Below are 14388 nucleotides of genomic sequence, written 5' to 3'. Positions count from 1 at the left end.
ATGTTATTTGAGCAGGCTCTCAAGTTGCGCGACAAGATCCTCATAAATATAAGGCTTGGCCGCAAATTTCTCACGTGGGGAGAGGGTGCTGGCATTCATCATATTCCCGGTCGTATAAATGATGGCGAGGCCCGGTTTTTCCTGCGATAAAACGCGCCCCAACGCGAAACCATCTCCATCGGGCAGAGTGAGGTCGATAATTGCCGCCGCAATATCGCCCTCCTGCCTGAAAATGGTCTGCGCCTCCTCACAGCTTGTGGCGATAAGCGCCTCATAGCCGCTCGAAATCAGAAATTCCCCAAGGCAGGCGCCAATGAGGAAATCATCTTCAATAATCAGGATTTTGTCGTGTTGCGGAACAACTAGCTCCGATTATGTGGGTGTCAGGATGACCAATTATCTTCAAAATCACGGTAGAGCGTCAAACCGCCATCGACATAAAGGGTCTGGCCGGTAATGTAACTCGCCGCGTCTGAAGCAAGGAACAGCACGCCGGCTGAAATCTCTGACGCCTCGCCCGGTCGACGCATCGGGATGTGTTTGGAAACGGCTTTGCGCTTCTGGGGGGTCTTTGACCCAATCCTCATTCATCGGCGTGATGATCGCGCCCGGTTCGATCCCATTGACGCGGATACCATGCTGCGTAAATTCCAACGCCGGGGTGCGCACGACATTTCCGAGGGCTCCCTTACTGGCGGAGTAGCCGAGATAACCGGGCTTAGGAATTTTCTGATGGACCGAGCTTGTGACGACGATCGTGCCCGTCTTCTTTTGGTCCCGCCAATAACGGATGGCCTGCTGGGCATTAATGATGACGGCTGTGAGATTAAGCCTCAGCACCGCCTTGAAATCATCAAGTTTCATTTCTTCGGATGGTGCGGCGATCTGCATCCCTGCATTACAGATCAGAATGTCCAGACCACCAAAATGAGAGACCGTGTCCTCAAAGATTTTGCGAACGCTCTTTTCATTCGCAAGGTCAGCTTCCAGCTTGATGTGCCTGCCGGGTGCGGCGTTTTTCATGTCGCGCAGCACGTGGTCAAGCTCGTCATCATGGCGGGCGGTGATGGCAAGTTGTGCGCCCTGCGCCGCAAAGTCGAGCACGATCTGGTGACCAATACCTTTCAACGCACCTGTGACGAGAACAGTTTTACCCTTAAAAGGCGGCTGCGTTTTCTGTGTCATCACGGCCTCTCCCCTGGCATGTCAGAAGCGAACACATAAAGCCGCTGCCAAAAGGACAAGTGAGATAACAGCGGGTGGGTTGACGTCCCTAAAGCAGAATCTCAGGAAAGCGCCTTCATTTTTTCCGTCAGTTCCTGCAGGACTACCGCGGAATCGCGATTTTCGAGAACCGCGACTTCACTGACAAAACGCTCCTGCGCGGCTTCAAAAAGCTTGCGCTCACTGAAGCTGCCATCAAGACTATCGACATTCCGGCGTAAATCGCGCAGCACCTCGGCGATCTGAACAAGATCCCCGGAATTGATCTTTTCCTGATAGGCGACGGCGCGACGGGCCCACATGCCGCGGCTGACATGGGGTTTGCCTTTAATGACCGACATCGCTTTATCAACGATGTCCTGCGTGACAATTTTACGAAGGCCGGATTTCTGAGCTTTGGCAAGCGGGATGCGCAACGTCATCTGGTTGCCGGGGAAGGAAATCTGGATGAATTCCAGCTTCGTCCCGGCAATTTCGTCAACACCGATGCGATCAACGCGGCCCACGCCATGCGTGGCATAAACAATCGAATCGCCCTCCTGGAACGGCGCCTCCTTCATGGTTGCGGGCTCAGTCGGATGGGGAGATGATGTTGCGGCGCTACAGGGCATCGCGTCTTCAATCGCTTCGCTCAGAGTGGTTCTGGATTTGCTCATCTGAAGCGTATAACATAGATAATGGGATTTGTCTGCAATCCTTTGCAAAAGAGACGCGGCTCAGGGCTGCACGTCATTGACAAGCTCAATGGGCAGCCCGACTTTCTCCCCGATTGCTTGTAAAAGGTCGATTTCAATCGTGCGCGACATGGTCAGCATTGGCAGGGCGTGCACGCTGGGGCGGAAGGGCTCCTGCAGGTCACGCCCGCTTTTATCCAGCGCCTGAAACAGGAACCCGACAAGACTGGAGCCGAGGGGGGTGATCCAACCTAAGGTCTGTACGGCTGAAAGCGGCAACACAATGCAGAAAACATGGGTGACAAAAAGCGGGATCGTTGAATATTGAATGGGAAGCGGGGTGTTTTTGATCCGCTCCAACCCGCCCTGGGAATTGGCCAGATCACTCAAGATGCGGTCAACCGCGCCATGCACCGCGCCATCGATTTTCTTTTCAGCAACCTCCCGCGCGACCTCAAGCCCGATTTCATAAAGAAGCGCGTTCGGCTTGTTACGGCGGACCATGATGCGCTCGAACATTTGCGGCGTCAGGAAGCGTTGGGGGTCCGGGCCTTCATTCAAACCTGAAAGGGCGCTCCGCAGCAGATAAGGATAAGCCGCCATCGCCCGCGACAGGTCCGGCCGACCTTCAAGGAGGGAGGCGGCCTGACGGGCGAAGGAGCGGCAATTATTTGTCACGGAGCCCCAAAGGCTGCGCCCCTCCCACCATCTCGCATAAGCTGCGTTGTTCCGCATTCCGAGAAACAGGGCCAAGGCGGAACCCATCAGGGAAACCGGAAGGGCGGGTTGCTCCATCCATTCCTGATGGTAAATCTGGTAGAGGATGACGACGATAAAGTCCCAGGTCGCAAAGATGATTAGCGGCGTCGAGGTCTCTCGCACGATAATCCATAAGCCTCGACCTCTATTGACAATCATGTCCTGCACCCTTTGTCTGAAATGGCATGACGTGCGACAAACCCTTTTAACAACGCTTTACGAAAATTCATATCTCTCTAACGTGGTTCAAGGAGACTTGGCACCGTCAGCGCGTACGAGAAGGTCACCGCGCACCTGATTTGGAATTTACATAAAGCTTTTGATCGCCCTAAGCTCGCCAACGTTAAAAGAGTCTTAACCCTGTCCGGCAGACGCGGGATAAGGTCGGAAATTTCATGAGAGAATTTATTTGTGAGAGGCATGGAATGAAAATCCCCATTTTCCACATTCGCCATGTCGATTCATCTGCGTCCTGGCGCTGCTCTGGAGCACATGTGCCTCTTTGGCTCATGCGGCGTTACCGAACACGAAGTTTGATCACTACACGATTGCCCTCAGTTGGTTGCCCGGTTTCTGCCTGGTCTCTCATCAATGCACGGCAATGATGACTCATGAAAATCTCATCGGGTTACATGGTGCCTGGCCGTCTGAGCCCAAATCGCTAGAGAATGCCGGTTTGCCGGAAAAAATCTGGGAGCAGAGAGGATGTCAGGCCGTCCCGATCGGGGCGCACAGCCGGGCAACCTCGATAAGTGAGGAGACGCAGGCGGCTTTCCGGCGCGTCACGGCCGATACGGGCAGGGATCTCGTAGCGCATGAGGCCGAAAAGCACCTTGCCTGTCTCGATCTTGACCCGGATAAAACGATCAGATCGGCGCTGAAGGTGCGCGATGATTTTCTGCATACGGAGACGGCAGCCTTTCTGCGTGCCGGGGTCGGTAAAAAAATGTCGCGTGCGGCGTTTTTCGCATCAGTTCGACGGGACTGGCCGCGTTTTCCGAATGGCGGGATCGTGCTGCGCTGTCGACGCGACACGATGAAGCGCGCCATCCTCGTTGAGGTTCAGCTCGCTCTCAACCCCGCGACGATGGAGGGCTTCCCCCACATGGGTGCATTCGCCTCCGTGTCTGGAAGGCGCAGTAGCTGCCCGGCAAAGTTCTTTCTGCCAGATTGGTCGGACGCGCCCTGAAAAATGCGTGAGGGGGCGCTTAGTTACCTATCAGATGGAGCACGATCTGCCGCTGATGGGGGCGGCGTCGGTGTTCAAACAGATAAAGTCCCTGCCAGGTGCCGAGGACAGTGCGCCCATCCCTGACAGGGAGGCTGAGCTGCGTGTTTGTCAGTAAGCTGCGTAGATGGGCCGGCATATCATCGGCCCCCTCATAATCATGCTGGTAATGCCGTGTTTCCGGGACAAGGTCATCAAAATAGGCCTCAATATCACGCAGAACGGTTGGGTCGGCATTTTCCTGCACGGTGAGGGAGGCGGAGGTATGACCGCACCATAATGTCAGCAGCCCCGCCTCAATGCCGGTTTCGGCAACCCAATCTTCCACAGAGGCCGTGATATTGATCAGGCCCTTGCGGTGGGTGGTGATGTCAAGTGTGTGGAATGCCTGTCGCATGATACCCGTAACGCCCTTCCTCAAACCTGATGGGCTTAACGGATAAAGCCAACGATTTTTTCCGCCTTATCAACAATCGGTTCGGCAATCGCCCGTGCCTTCTCAGCGCCTTCACGCAGGATAGTGACGAGATAGGCTTCATCATTCATGAGGCGTCGTGCTTCGTCCCCGATCGGGACGATTTTTTCAATCAGCGCGTCCGACAAAGCCGATTTGACGTGCCCGAAACCCCGACCACAAAAGTGCGCGACGACGTTCTCAAGCTTTTCCCCCACGATGGCGGCGTGGATGGAGAGGAGATTGAGCGCTTCAGGGCGTTCCGCCAATTCAGCGATCGTGGCCGGTATCGGGTCCGAATCCGTTTTGGCGCGCCGGATTTTCAGCCGGATTTCATCGGCGGAATCGGTGAGTTCAATGCGTGACTGGGCAGAAATGTCGGATTTGGACATTTTCTTTGTGCCGTCCCGCAGGCTCATGACGCGTGCAGTCTCAACGGGGATCAGTCCCTCAATATGCGGGAAAAAGGTGACGCCATAATCATGATTGAATTTTTCACCAATGTCATTGGCGAGTTCAAGATGCTGGCGTTGATCATCGCCGACAGGGACGAGCGTGGCTTTGAAGGCGTGAATATCTGCCGCCATCAGGCTCGGATAAATATACAGCCCCGCTGAGTGATTTTCACGGTCCTTACCCGCTTTCTCCTTAAACTGCGTCATCCGGTTGAGCCAGCCAAGGCGGGTGACGCAATTGAAAATCCAGGCGAGGCGCGTATGGGCTGAGACGGCGGACTGATTATAAAGGATATGTTTCTCAGGATCGATGCCGGACACGACCAGACAGGCGGCCTGGATCAGTGTGTCTCCGCGCAATTGCGCCGGTGTCCGGGAAACGGTAATGGCATGGAGATCCACCAAGCAGAAAACGCAGTCATAACGCTGCTGCAATGCAACCCAATTACGGATCGCACCGAGATAATTGCCGAGTTGGGGGGTGCCTGTCGGCTGAATGCCTGAAAAAACGCGCTGCATGATGTATTTTCCGGTTTTTGTGCTTGTCCGTCAATCTTCTCTTCAATTTTTGCCGGATGGCGATGCGTGGGTCGTGCGCTTGGTTTTGTTACGGGATGAGGCCCTTTTTCTGAAGATCAAGGCGCAGCTTACGTGTCTTCCCTGGACCGATTTCTGCCTGACGCGCTTCAGTGAAAATTTTCGGTGTGATGACGGGAGGGGGCGTTGTCTCTCCGCGGGCAATCAGCCAGTTGAGGATAAGGGCGAGGTCATCATCACTCATCTGGGCAAAAGGCGGCATGGCGAAGTTATATCGCGCGCCGTTGGCCATAATCGGGCCGTTGAGCCCATTAATCATGACGGATGCCAGAAATTTCTGCCCTTCCGGCGTGCGCGCAATGACATCCAGACGGCCGACCAGTGGGGGAAACTCTCCCGTCTGGCCGGTGCCATTATGATGGCAAATCCCGCAATTCGGGCCATATCGCTTCTGGCCGGGCGGTTTCTCCTTGCACCCGGTCAGAATGAGGGCCAAACCCAGGAGCGGCGCGAACGCGAGAGGGACGCGCATATTTTATTCCCGTTGACCTACCCCGAGCAGGCGGATTTTGAAAACGAGCGGACTGTTCGGCGGGATGATGCCCATGGAACGCTTGCCGTAAGCGAGTTTCGGCGGCAGATAGAGCATCCATTCATCCCCCACATGCATCATGGGCAGGGCTTCCATCCAGCCAGGCACAAGCCCGTCGAGCCCCATCTGCATATAGGCCCCTGTACCATGCTGGTCGGAGCTGTCAAAAATGGCCCCGTCCGGCAGGCGCCCTTCATAAATCACCATCATGGTCTGGCCTTTCACGGGGGAAAGACCGTCCTTCGGGCCTGATTTGAGGATTTTATAGGCAAGCCCATCCGGCAGCGTCTTAACGCCGGGTTGCGCACGCATTTTCGCCATGAACTGCTCGGGGGTCAGTTCCGGCTCATCCTTCGGGCCAGACCCGCAGGAGAGCAGGGTAAGGCAGAAAGCCATGGCAAGAGATGTTTTAAGGGCAGGGTAAAGCCGGGTCATGTCTCGCTCCGCTTATTTATAATTACAAGCGCCCGCCTTTACGACCGACTTGGCCCCCCAGGCGCAGGCGCAAAGCGTTCAAACGGATGAAGCCTTGCGCGTCAACCTGGTTATAAGCACCCGCATCATCCTCAAAAGTGACTACGCGCGTGTCATACAGGCTTGTCGGGCTTTCACGTCCAACGCAGATGACGTTACCTTTATAGAGCTTCAAACGCACGCGCCCCTCAACAGATTGCTGGCTTGCATCAATCAGTGCCTGGAGCATCCGTCGCTCCGGCGAGAACCAGAAACCGTTATAAATAATCTCCGCGTAACGCGGCATTAAACTGTCTTTAAGGTGCATCGCCTCACGATCGAGCGTGATGGACTCAATACTGCGATGCGCGGCCAGCAGGATGGTCCCGCCTGGTGTTTCGTAAATGCCGCGGGACTTCATGCCAACAAAGCGGTTCTCGACCAGGTCAAGCCGCCCGATGCCATTATCTCGCCCGAGCGCATTTAACCGCGTCAGCAGCGTCGCGGGTGAAAGCACTTCACCATTCAGCGCGACCGGGTCCCCATTTTTAAAATCGATTGTGATTTCAGTCGGGCGGTCGGGCGCGTTTTCCGGTGACACTGTGCGCTGGAAGACGATTTCATCCGGCGCCAAGGCGGGATCTTCCAGAACTTTCCCCTCTGACGATGAATGCAGCAAATTGGCATCGACCGAGAAAGGCGCCTCACCGCGCTTGTCTTTCGTGACGGGGATCTGATTTTCCTCCGCGAAAGCCAGAAGCTTCGTGCGGGAGGTCAGATCCCACTCCCGCCAAGGGGCTATAACTTTAATATCGAGCTTCAGCGCATAATAAGCGAGCTCAAACCGGACCTGATCATTGCCTTTACCGGTCGCACCATGCGCGACCGCATCAGCGCCGACCTGCTGGGCGATTTCAATCTGACGCTGCGCGATCAGCGGGCGGGCGATGGATGTCCCAAGAAGATACTGGCCCTCATAAAGCGTGTTGGCGCGAAACATCGGGAAGGCAAAGTCTTTGACGAAAGTTTCGCGGAGGTCTTCCATGAAGATCTCCTTAACGCCGAATATCTCGGCTTTTCTCCGGGCGGGCTCCAGCTCCTCACCCTGGCCGAGATCTGCCGTGAAGGTGACAACTTCACAATGATAAGCTTTTTGCAGCCAGCGAAGAATGACCGATGTATCCAACCCACCTGAGTAAGCGAGTACGACTTTCTTAACATGGGGAGCGGTCATCGGGGCGTTCTTTCTCTAAAGTGCATCTTGTCGAAAAATCTAACAGTTTGTTACCGGACGTCAACGCGTCAAAATGCGTCCTGCGGGCCGTTATCGCCGACGCGGTCAGCGGATGCGCGTCGAACACGCTGGCTTTCCGTCTTTAATTGTCCGCAGGCTGCCACAGGATCTCGCGCCCGCGCGGCATCCGGATGGGTGAGGCGAAACCGGCATCCATGATAATGGCGGCGAATTTGTCCACCGCTTCCCGCGTGGAGGTCTGATAGTCGGATCCGGGCCACGGGTTGAAAGGGATGAGATTAACTTTCGCAGGCATGTCGCGGATCAGCCGAACAAGCGCCCGCGCGTCGGCGACACTGTCATTAACGTCGCGCAACATGACATATTCAAACGTAATGCGCCGGAAATTGGAAGCAGAGGGGTAGCGGCGACATGCGGCCATCAGCTCTGCAATCGGGTATTTGCGATTGAGCGGGACCAGAACATCGCGCAGATCATCCCGCACCGCATGGAGGGAAATGGCCAGATTGAGACCAAGCTCGCTGCCACAACGATCCATCATCGGCACGACGCCGGAGGTTGAGAGGGTGATGCGGTGGCGGGATAGTGCAATGTCTTCACCATCCATGATGATCGTGATCGCTTTTGCGACTTCGTCATAATTATAAAGGGGTCCACCCATTCCCATCATGACGATGGTTGAGAGCAGACGTGGCGTGTCCCCCGTCGGGCTGGGCCACTCCCCGTAACTGTCACGCGCCGCCATGAACTGGCTGATGATTTCCGCCGCCCCGAGATTACGCACAAGTTTCTGTGTGCCCGTATGGCAGAAACTGTATGATAGGGTGCAGCCCACCTGGGAGGAAATGCAGACCGCGCCACGGTCCTTCCGCCGATCAGGTATATAGACCGTCTCGGCCTCCTGCCCATCACGGAAACGGAACAGAAATTTGCGCGTGTCGTCGCGGGCCGTCTGCTGGGTTGTGATATCCGGCCGCCCGATAACATACAAGCTGGCAAGCTTCTCCCGCAATGGGCGGGAAATGGAACTCATTTCATCAAATTGCGTGACGCCCTGATGATAGATCCAGTGCCAGAGCTGCTTGGCGTGGAAAGGTTTTTCACCCAGCAGAGCAAGTTTGGCGATCAGCTCCTCTCGTGACAACCCAACCAGATCTTTCCGCCCATCTGCGAGAACGGGCGAAGGTGGCGGAAAAAGCGCGGCTTTGGCCTGAATGCGCGCCTGTTCATCAGCAGTGAGGTCGGGTAGCGAGACGCTGTCTGTCATAATGGGGGATGGCTTATCATAAAGTCGGGCTATTTTTTAAACCAAAACGTCATGAAGCCCGAAATTTTAGTCCAGACGTCGTGCCGCGATAAGGAATTCTCGATTGCCTTCCGGGCCGGTGATCGGGCTGGGCTCCACGCCAAGCACCTTCCAACCGGGCAGATTTCGCCACCAATCGGCAATTTCATCGCAGACGCGTTGATGAATCTGCGGGTCTCGCACCACCCCTTTGGCGCCGATCTCCGTGCGTCCCGCCTCAAACTGAGGTTTGATCAGCGCGACCGCCCAGCTCCCGGGTGCGCATAGGGCGAGCGGCGCGGGAAGGACCATCCTTAACCCGATGAAGCTCGCATCACAGACGAGGATATTGACAGGCTCGGGCACGTCCTGTTCCGACAGGTTGCGTGCGTTGCATTTTTCCCGCACGTCAACGCGTGGGTCAGAGCGCAGGCGCCAGGCAAGCTGCCCATGCCCCACATCGACCGCGTAAACCTTGCGCGCGCCATGGGTGAGAAGCACATCGGTGAAGCCGCCTGTTGACGCCCCGATATCCAGCGCGACGCAATCCGTGACATCCAGTTTGAAATGCTGGATGGCATGGTCGAGCTTCAGCCCGCCGCGTGACACCCAGGGATGATCCTGCCCACGCACGGAAAGCGCCGCATCTTCGTCAAGATTGTCCCCCGGTTTGGAGACACGCTTCTCGCCTGTAAAAACCAGTCCGGCCATAATCAAGGCCTGGGCGCGGGCACGCGTTTCCACCAATCCGCGTGAGACGAGGAGGAGGTCGGCCCGAACTTTCTTTGCCATTAAGCTGACTGGGCCTCGATGTCCACGCCGAGGGCCGTCGCCGCTGTCGCGACAATATGGCGTGCGGTCAGGCCCGCCTCATCATATTGGGCATCTGGCTTATTATGGTCGATATAGGCGTCGGGCAGGGCCATCGGGCGGAATTTCACGTGGTCAAGCTGCCCTGTCTCTGCGAGATGTCGCACGACCAGACTGCTGAAACCACCCGCAGCACCTTCCTCAAGCGTGATGAAGACATCGTGACGTTTCGCCAGCCTGTCGATCAGCGCCGTATCGACCGGCTTGGCAAAGCGTGCATCGGCGACGGTGACGGGGATGCCCTGCGCGGCCAGCCTATCCGCTGCTTTGCGCGATTCCTCGAGCCGTGTTCCGAGGGACAGGATCGCAACGCCGTGTTTCTGATCGGGGCGCGTATTGGCCTCCTGCACGATGCGCCCGACGCCGATCGGCAGCACCTCACCCTTCTCAGGAAGGTCAAGCCCGATGCCGCTGCCACGTGGATAACGCAGTGCGATCGGCCCGGCATCATAGGCGCAGGCGGTTGCGGTCATATGAGTGAGTTCGATCTCATCACTCGGGGCCATGACAACCATATTGGGCAGGCAGCACAGATAATTGAGATCAAACGACCCCGCATGGGTCGCGCCATCCGCGCCCACCAGCCCGGCGCGGTCAATCATGAAGCGAACAGGGAGGTTTTGCAGGTCTACATCATGGACAACCTGGTCATAGGCGCGTTGCAGGAAGGTCGAATAAATGGCGCAGACGGGACGGAGGCCCTCCGTCGCCATACCGGCTGCGAAGGTCACCGCATGTTGCTCCGCAATGCCGACATCAAAGAAACGCTCGGGGTAGGATTTCGCAAAAGCATCCAGCCCGGTGCCGGATGGCATGGCTGCAGTGATGGCGACGAGGCGATCATCCTCACCCGCACAGCGCAGAAGCTCACGCGACATGACGGACGTATAACTTGGCGGGCCGGAAGGTGCCTTTTTCTGCTCTCCCGTCACCACATTGAAGAGATTGACGGCGTGATATTTGTCGCCCGCAGATTCGGCAGGCTGGTAGCCGCGACCCTTCTCGGTAATGGCATGGAGGAGGATGGGGCCTTCATTATTATCACGCAGATTGCGCAATATCGGGACGAGTTGGGTCAGGTCATGTCCATCCACCGGGCCGACATAATAGAAACCAAGCTCCTCAAATAACGTGCCCCCGATGATCAGCCCGCGCGTCAGCTCTTCCGCTCGCTTGGCGGCATGTTCCAAGCGGGAAGGGAGGTGCTTGGCGAAACGCCCGGCCAGGTCACGGAGGCCCAGAAATTGCCGCGACGTCATCAGGCGGGAGAGATATTTGGACATGGAGCCCACAGGCGGGGCAATCGACATCTCATTATCATTGAGGATCACGATGAGGCGTTTCGCGCCGGGCCCGGCGACGGCGGCGTTATTCATCGCTTCATAGGCCATGCCGGCGGAAATGGAGCCGTCACCAATAACCGCCAGGACGGAACGCTCACGGTAAGACGCATCTTTTTCCGCCTGGAAGTGATGCGCCACCGCCATGCCTAGCCCCGCGGAAATCGAGGTGGAGGAATGCGCGGCGCCGAACGGGTCGTAAGGGCTCTCAGCGCGGCGGGTGAATCCGGAAAGTCCCCCCGGCTGACGAAGGCTGCGGATGCGGTCCCGACGCCCTGTCAGGATTTTATGCGGATAGGCCTGATGGCCGACATCCCAGATGATTTTATCATCCGGCGTATCGAAAACCGCATGCATGGCGATGGTCAGTTCCACAACGCCAAGCGAGGCCCCCAGATGGCCCCCGGTCGTTGAGACGGTGTCGATCGTCTCTGAGCGCAATTCAGTGGCGAGCTGCCGGAGTTGATCGATTGACAGATTTTTCAGATCATCCGGCGTGGTGACGCGGTCAAGCAACGGGTATTTGCCGAGCGTCGGTATCGTCGAGACGGAATGTCCATTATCCAGCTTTGACATCGTGTTCAATTTCTCCGTTCGACGACATAACGAGCCAGGGCTCTGAGCGCGTCGGCGCGCTCTCCAAAAATTGACAGGGACGCGACGGCGCTCTCTGCGAGGCGCGCCGCTTCCGCCTTTGCGCCTTCAATACCGAGTAATGCGACATAAGTCGATTTTCCGCTTGCGGCGTCCTTCCCGGCGGTTTTGCCGAGTTCCTCTTCCGTCGCCGTGGAATCGAGCACGTCATCCGCCACCTGAAACGCCATGCCAAGGTCACGCCCGTAAGCGTCAATCATGGCCCTCTCCCTTGAATCCGCACCGCCGAGAATCGCGCCGGAGACGGCAGAATAACGAATGAGCGCGCCAGTTTTCATGGCATGGAGGCGGCGCACCTGTTCTATCGGCAGATTGCGGCCTTCTCCCCTGATATCAACGACCTGACCCCCCACCATTCCCGCCGCGCCGGAAGCCTCAGCCAAAGCGGCGACGAGACGCACCTGAATGGTCGGGTCGGGATGGGTTTCCGCACTTGCAAGGATTTCAAAAGCCTTTGTCTGCAATGCATCACCGGCGAGAATGGCGATGGTTTCATCAAATTTGCGATGGGTTGAAGGCTGGCCACGGCGGAGGTCATCATCATCCATGGAGGGGAGATCATCATGGACCAGACTATAAGCGTGCAGCATCTCAACGGAGGCAGCAACGCGCAGCGCACCGTGTGACCCGGCATGGAAGATCGACGCGACTTCCGTGGCGAGATAGCCGCGCAGGCGTTTGCCCCCATTGAGTGAGGCGTAACGCATGGCATCAATTAGAATCTGCTCATCCCCCGCCACGTCAGGCAGGAGGGAGGCGATGGTCGCTTCAATAGCTGAGGCTGCCCGCTTGAGGTAGGCTGTGAGGTCTTGAGAGGTTTTCATAGGTGACGTTGTAACTGGGGACTGGAGGTTCATGAGGTGACGTCTCGCGCGCCGGGGGCGGTGCCATCATGCTGCGCGGCTATGTCGTTGGTGGCACGGTCACGGTCGAGGATATTCTGGACACGCATCTCCGCCTCGTTGAGTTTGAGGTCACAATGACGCCGCAACGCCGCGCCGCGTTCATAGGCGGTGATGGCCTCTTCAAGCTTCATCTGGCCGTTTTCCAGATCGCGGACAATATTCTCAAGCTCGCTGAGAGCGTCCTCAAAAGACATTTTCAAGAGGTCTTTGCTCATCTTAAATTTACCAGTTCTTCAGTAAGTCTGACAGGCCCCATCGCCGAGAGGGGAGGGATAGCGCGCAAGGGGCATTTCGCCAACGTCTAACGTCGCGCAGGTTCGGTTTCTCTCGAAAAACGGTGATTTTTTGCCACATATACTGTAACGTTAAACTGTATCGCGACGCAAAATCGTCAATGTAAAAGCGTCACCACGATCCTTGAAGCCGATCAAATGATGGTGACGATCCCGGCACAAAGCCTGGAAACCGGCAAGACTTGCACGATCATCCGAAATCACCTCGACCACCGCGCCTGCGGCAACGCGACTGAGAAATTTCTTGGCCGCAAGCACGGAAATCGGGCATTTAAGGTGCCTTGCGTCAAAAATCGTCGTCGATGCGAGGTCAAGTTTCATCCTGTTCATGATGAGTGTCTCTGCAATAAGGGTCAAGATCCAACTGGCGGAGGTATAGTCTTTACGTCTCGCGGATAACTGCGCATCATGCGCCGTCGTCTTTCTTGTGACGTATATTTATTAAGGTCTTCTTTATGGCTGATTATCGTCTAGGTATCGATTTTGGCGGTACCAAAATCGAGATCGCGGTTCTCGATCGTTTCGGCGCGCTTGTGCTGCGGGAGCGTGTGCCCAATCCGGGCATTTATCAGGACGCCGTGATCGCTGTCCGGGATTTTGTGTTTGATGTCGAGGCGCGACTCAATGCCGTGCCATTCCAGAATAAATCGAGCGGCAAATCCACAACATCGCTGGGTATTGGTATTCCGGGTGCCATCTCACCTGAAACAGGACTCGTCAAAAACGCCAATGCCACCTGGCTGAACCATCAGCCTTTCGGCAGGGACCTCGATACCGCCCTGCAACGCCAGGTGCGCGTGGAGAATGATGCAAACTGCTTTGCCCTGTCCGAGGCGTCAGACGGTGCCGGCGCCGGGCAGCGCGTCGTGTTTGGCGTCATCCTCGGGACCGGGATGGGCGGCGGCATTGTCTGTGAAGGCAAAGTCATTGGCGGCCGACATTCCATCGCGGGTGAATGGGGCCACATGCCCTTACCCTGGCTTCGTAAGGAGGAATTTCCCCTGCCACGCTGTTTCTGCGGCAATGAGGGCTGTCTGGAGCGATATCTCTGCGGGGCGTCACTTGCGCAGGACTGGAAAGGCGTTGGCCATCGTAACACGGCAGGGATTGAGCAGGCCGCTGCGGCGGGTGATACTGACGCCGCCAGGGCGCTTGACCGATATGTTGATAAATTATCCCGCGCCTGCGCCATGATCATCAACTTCCTTGATCCGGATATGATCGTTCTGGGGGGAGGCGTGTCCAATCTCTCTTCCCTGTATGAACGCGTCCCGCCGCTTTTGCAGCGGCATGTCATTACACCGACCTGTACCACGCCAATTGTACAGAACATGCGTGGCGACAGCTCCGGCGTGAGGGGTGCGGCTTGGCTGTGGCCTGTGGATGCGGGCGTGACATCCTGACCCATGG

15 protein-coding genes and 2 pseudogenes are annotated in these 14388 nt (G+C 56.7%); 2 read left to right on the top strand and 15 right to left on the bottom strand.

The window, feature by feature from the left end:
• Window positions 1-3 precede the first annotated feature (3 nt).
• The 4 genes and pseudogenes from AAYR33_04620 to AAYR33_04605 form a co-directional block, all read right to left on the bottom strand.
• Window positions 4-333 (bottom strand): response regulator, encoded by a 330-nt coding sequence (locus tag AAYR33_04620; protein XAO72384.1) that lies wholly within the window; start codon window positions 331-333, stop codon window positions 4-6.
• A 50-nt stretch (window positions 334-383) separates the two neighbouring features.
• Window positions 384-1185: pseudogene (locus AAYR33_04615) on the bottom strand (glucose 1-dehydrogenase).
• A 101-nt stretch (window positions 1186-1286) separates the two neighbouring features.
• Complete coding sequence (locus tag AAYR33_04610; protein ID XAO72383.1) at window positions 1287-1784, bottom strand: CarD family transcriptional regulator; 498 nt, start codon at window positions 1782-1784, stop codon at window positions 1287-1289.
• Between the two features lie 156 nt (window positions 1785-1940).
• A complete protein-coding gene (locus AAYR33_04605) occupies window positions 1941-2816 on the bottom strand; it encodes a bestrophin family ion channel (protein ID XAO72180.1) in 876 nt (291 codons plus the stop codon).
• 343 nt (window positions 2817-3159) lie between these two features.
• Here AAYR33_04605 and AAYR33_04600 point away from each other — a divergent pair, with 343 nt between their 5' ends.
• On the top strand, window positions 3160-3846 hold the full coding sequence (locus AAYR33_04600; GenBank protein ID XAO72179.1) for a hypothetical protein: 687 nt from the start codon (window positions 3160-3162) through the stop codon (window positions 3844-3846).
• A gap of 19 nt (window positions 3847-3865) precedes the next feature.
• On the opposite strand, the gene AAYR33_04595 is transcribed toward AAYR33_04600, so the two are convergent.
• The 11 genes and pseudogenes from AAYR33_04595 to AAYR33_04545 form a co-directional block, all read right to left on the bottom strand.
• Window positions 3866-4282, bottom strand: coding sequence for a secondary thiamine-phosphate synthase enzyme YjbQ (locus AAYR33_04595; protein XAO72178.1), 417 nt, complete (start codon window positions 4280-4282; stop codon window positions 3866-3868).
• Window positions 4283-4317: 35 nt separating this feature from the next.
• Window positions 4318-5313 (bottom strand): tryptophan--tRNA ligase, encoded by a 996-nt coding sequence (trpS, locus tag AAYR33_04590; GenBank protein XAO72177.1) that lies wholly within the window; start codon window positions 5311-5313, stop codon window positions 4318-4320.
• 88 nt (window positions 5314-5401) lie between these two features.
• Window positions 5402-5863, bottom strand: coding sequence for a cytochrome c (locus AAYR33_04585; protein ID XAO72176.1), 462 nt, complete (start codon window positions 5861-5863; stop codon window positions 5402-5404).
• A 3-nt stretch (window positions 5864-5866) separates the two neighbouring features.
• On the bottom strand, window positions 5867-6319 hold the full coding sequence (locus AAYR33_04580) for an FKBP-type peptidyl-prolyl cis-trans isomerase (GenBank protein ID XAO72382.1): 453 nt from the start codon (window positions 6317-6319) through the stop codon (window positions 5867-5869).
• 61 nt (window positions 6320-6380) lie between these two features.
• On the bottom strand, window positions 6381-7610 hold the full coding sequence (locus AAYR33_04575) for an argininosuccinate synthase (GenBank protein XAO72175.1): 1230 nt from the start codon (window positions 7608-7610) through the stop codon (window positions 6381-6383).
• Between the two features lie 68 nt (window positions 7611-7678).
• Window positions 7679-8898, bottom strand: a pseudogene (gene rlmN, locus AAYR33_04570) (23S rRNA (adenine(2503)-C(2))-methyltransferase RlmN).
• Window positions 8899-8964: 66 nt separating this feature from the next.
• Window positions 8965-9708 (bottom strand): TlyA family RNA methyltransferase, encoded by a 744-nt coding sequence (locus AAYR33_04565; protein ID XAO72174.1) that lies wholly within the window; start codon window positions 9706-9708, stop codon window positions 8965-8967.
• Window positions 9708-11702 carry a 1-deoxy-D-xylulose-5-phosphate synthase gene (gene dxs, locus AAYR33_04560; GenBank protein XAO72173.1) on the bottom strand — a complete coding sequence of 665 codons (1995 nt, stop codon included), beginning with the start codon at window positions 11700-11702 and terminating at the stop codon, window positions 9708-9710. Before dxs ends, AAYR33_04565 begins: the two co-directional genes overlap by 1 nt.
• Before the next feature lie 5 nt (window positions 11703-11707).
• Window positions 11708-12604, bottom strand: coding sequence for a polyprenyl synthetase family protein (locus AAYR33_04555; GenBank protein ID XAO72172.1), 897 nt, complete (start codon window positions 12602-12604; stop codon window positions 11708-11710).
• Window positions 12605-12633: 29 nt separating this feature from the next.
• On the bottom strand, window positions 12634-12900 hold the full coding sequence (locus tag AAYR33_04550) for an exodeoxyribonuclease VII small subunit (protein ID XAO72171.1): 267 nt from the start codon (window positions 12898-12900) through the stop codon (window positions 12634-12636).
• 150 nt (window positions 12901-13050) lie between these two features.
• The gene (locus AAYR33_04545; GenBank protein XAO72170.1) at window positions 13051-13308 is read right to left on the bottom strand and encodes a sulfurtransferase TusA family protein; all 258 of its coding nucleotides are present in this window, start codon (window positions 13306-13308) and stop codon (window positions 13051-13053) included.
• A 125-nt stretch (window positions 13309-13433) separates the two neighbouring features.
• Between AAYR33_04545 and AAYR33_04540 the strand changes: the two genes are divergently transcribed.
• The gene (locus AAYR33_04540; GenBank protein ID XAO72169.1) at window positions 13434-14381 is read left to right on the top strand and encodes an ROK family protein; all 948 of its coding nucleotides are present in this window, start codon (window positions 13434-13436) and stop codon (window positions 14379-14381) included.
• The last annotated feature ends 7 nt before the right edge of the window (window positions 14382-14388 follow it).

It is taken from the genome of Acetobacteraceae bacterium, from assembly GCA_039613835.1.
Taxonomy (GTDB): domain Bacteria; phylum Pseudomonadota; class Alphaproteobacteria; order Acetobacterales; family Acetobacteraceae; genus Sorlinia.
The sequence above is the reverse complement of the archived record's forward strand: the minus strand, read 5'-3'. Positions and strand labels throughout refer to the sequence as shown.

Bases quoted from the DNA above. Each gene is read 5' to 3' on its own strand.
- AAYR33_04610 (XAO72383.1), bottom strand. From the start codon at position 1,784: ATGAAGGAGGCGCCGTTCCAGGAGGGCGATTCGATTGTTTATGCCACG.
- AAYR33_04605 (XAO72180.1), bottom strand. From the start codon at position 2,816: ATGATTGTCAATAGAGGTCGAGGCTTATGGATTATCGTGCGAGAGACC.
- AAYR33_04595 (XAO72178.1), bottom strand. From the start codon at position 4,282: ATGCGACAGGCATTCCACACACTTGACATCACCACCCACCGCAAGGGC.
- trpS (XAO72177.1), bottom strand. From the start codon at position 5,313: ATGCAGCGCGTTTTTTCAGGCATTCAGCCGACAGGCACCCCCCAACTC.
- AAYR33_04585 (XAO72176.1), bottom strand. From the start codon at position 5,863: ATGCGCGTCCCTCTCGCGTTCGCGCCGCTCCTGGGTTTGGCCCTCATT.
- AAYR33_04580 (XAO72382.1), bottom strand. From the start codon at position 6,319: ATGGCTTTCTGCCTTACCCTGCTCTCCTGCGGGTCTGGCCCGAAGGAT.
- AAYR33_04575 (XAO72175.1), bottom strand. From the start codon at position 7,610: ATGACCGCTCCCCATGTTAAGAAAGTCGTACTCGCTTACTCAGGTGGG.
- AAYR33_04565 (XAO72174.1), bottom strand. From the start codon at position 9,708: ATGGCAAAGAAAGTTCGGGCCGACCTCCTCCTCGTCTCACGCGGATTG.
- dxs (XAO72173.1), bottom strand. From the start codon at position 11,702: ATGTCAAAGCTGGATAATGGACATTCCGTCTCGACGATACCGACGCTC.
- AAYR33_04555 (XAO72172.1), bottom strand. From the start codon at position 12,604: ATGAAAACCTCTCAAGACCTCACAGCCTACCTCAAGCGGGCAGCCTCA.
- AAYR33_04550 (XAO72171.1), bottom strand. From the start codon at position 12,900: ATGAGCAAAGACCTCTTGAAAATGTCTTTTGAGGACGCTCTCAGCGAG.
- AAYR33_04545 (XAO72170.1), bottom strand. From the start codon at position 13,308: ATGAACAGGATGAAACTTGACCTCGCATCGACGACGATTTTTGACGCA.
- AAYR33_04540 (XAO72169.1), top strand. From the start codon at position 13,434: ATGGCTGATTATCGTCTAGGTATCGATTTTGGCGGTACCAAAATCGAG.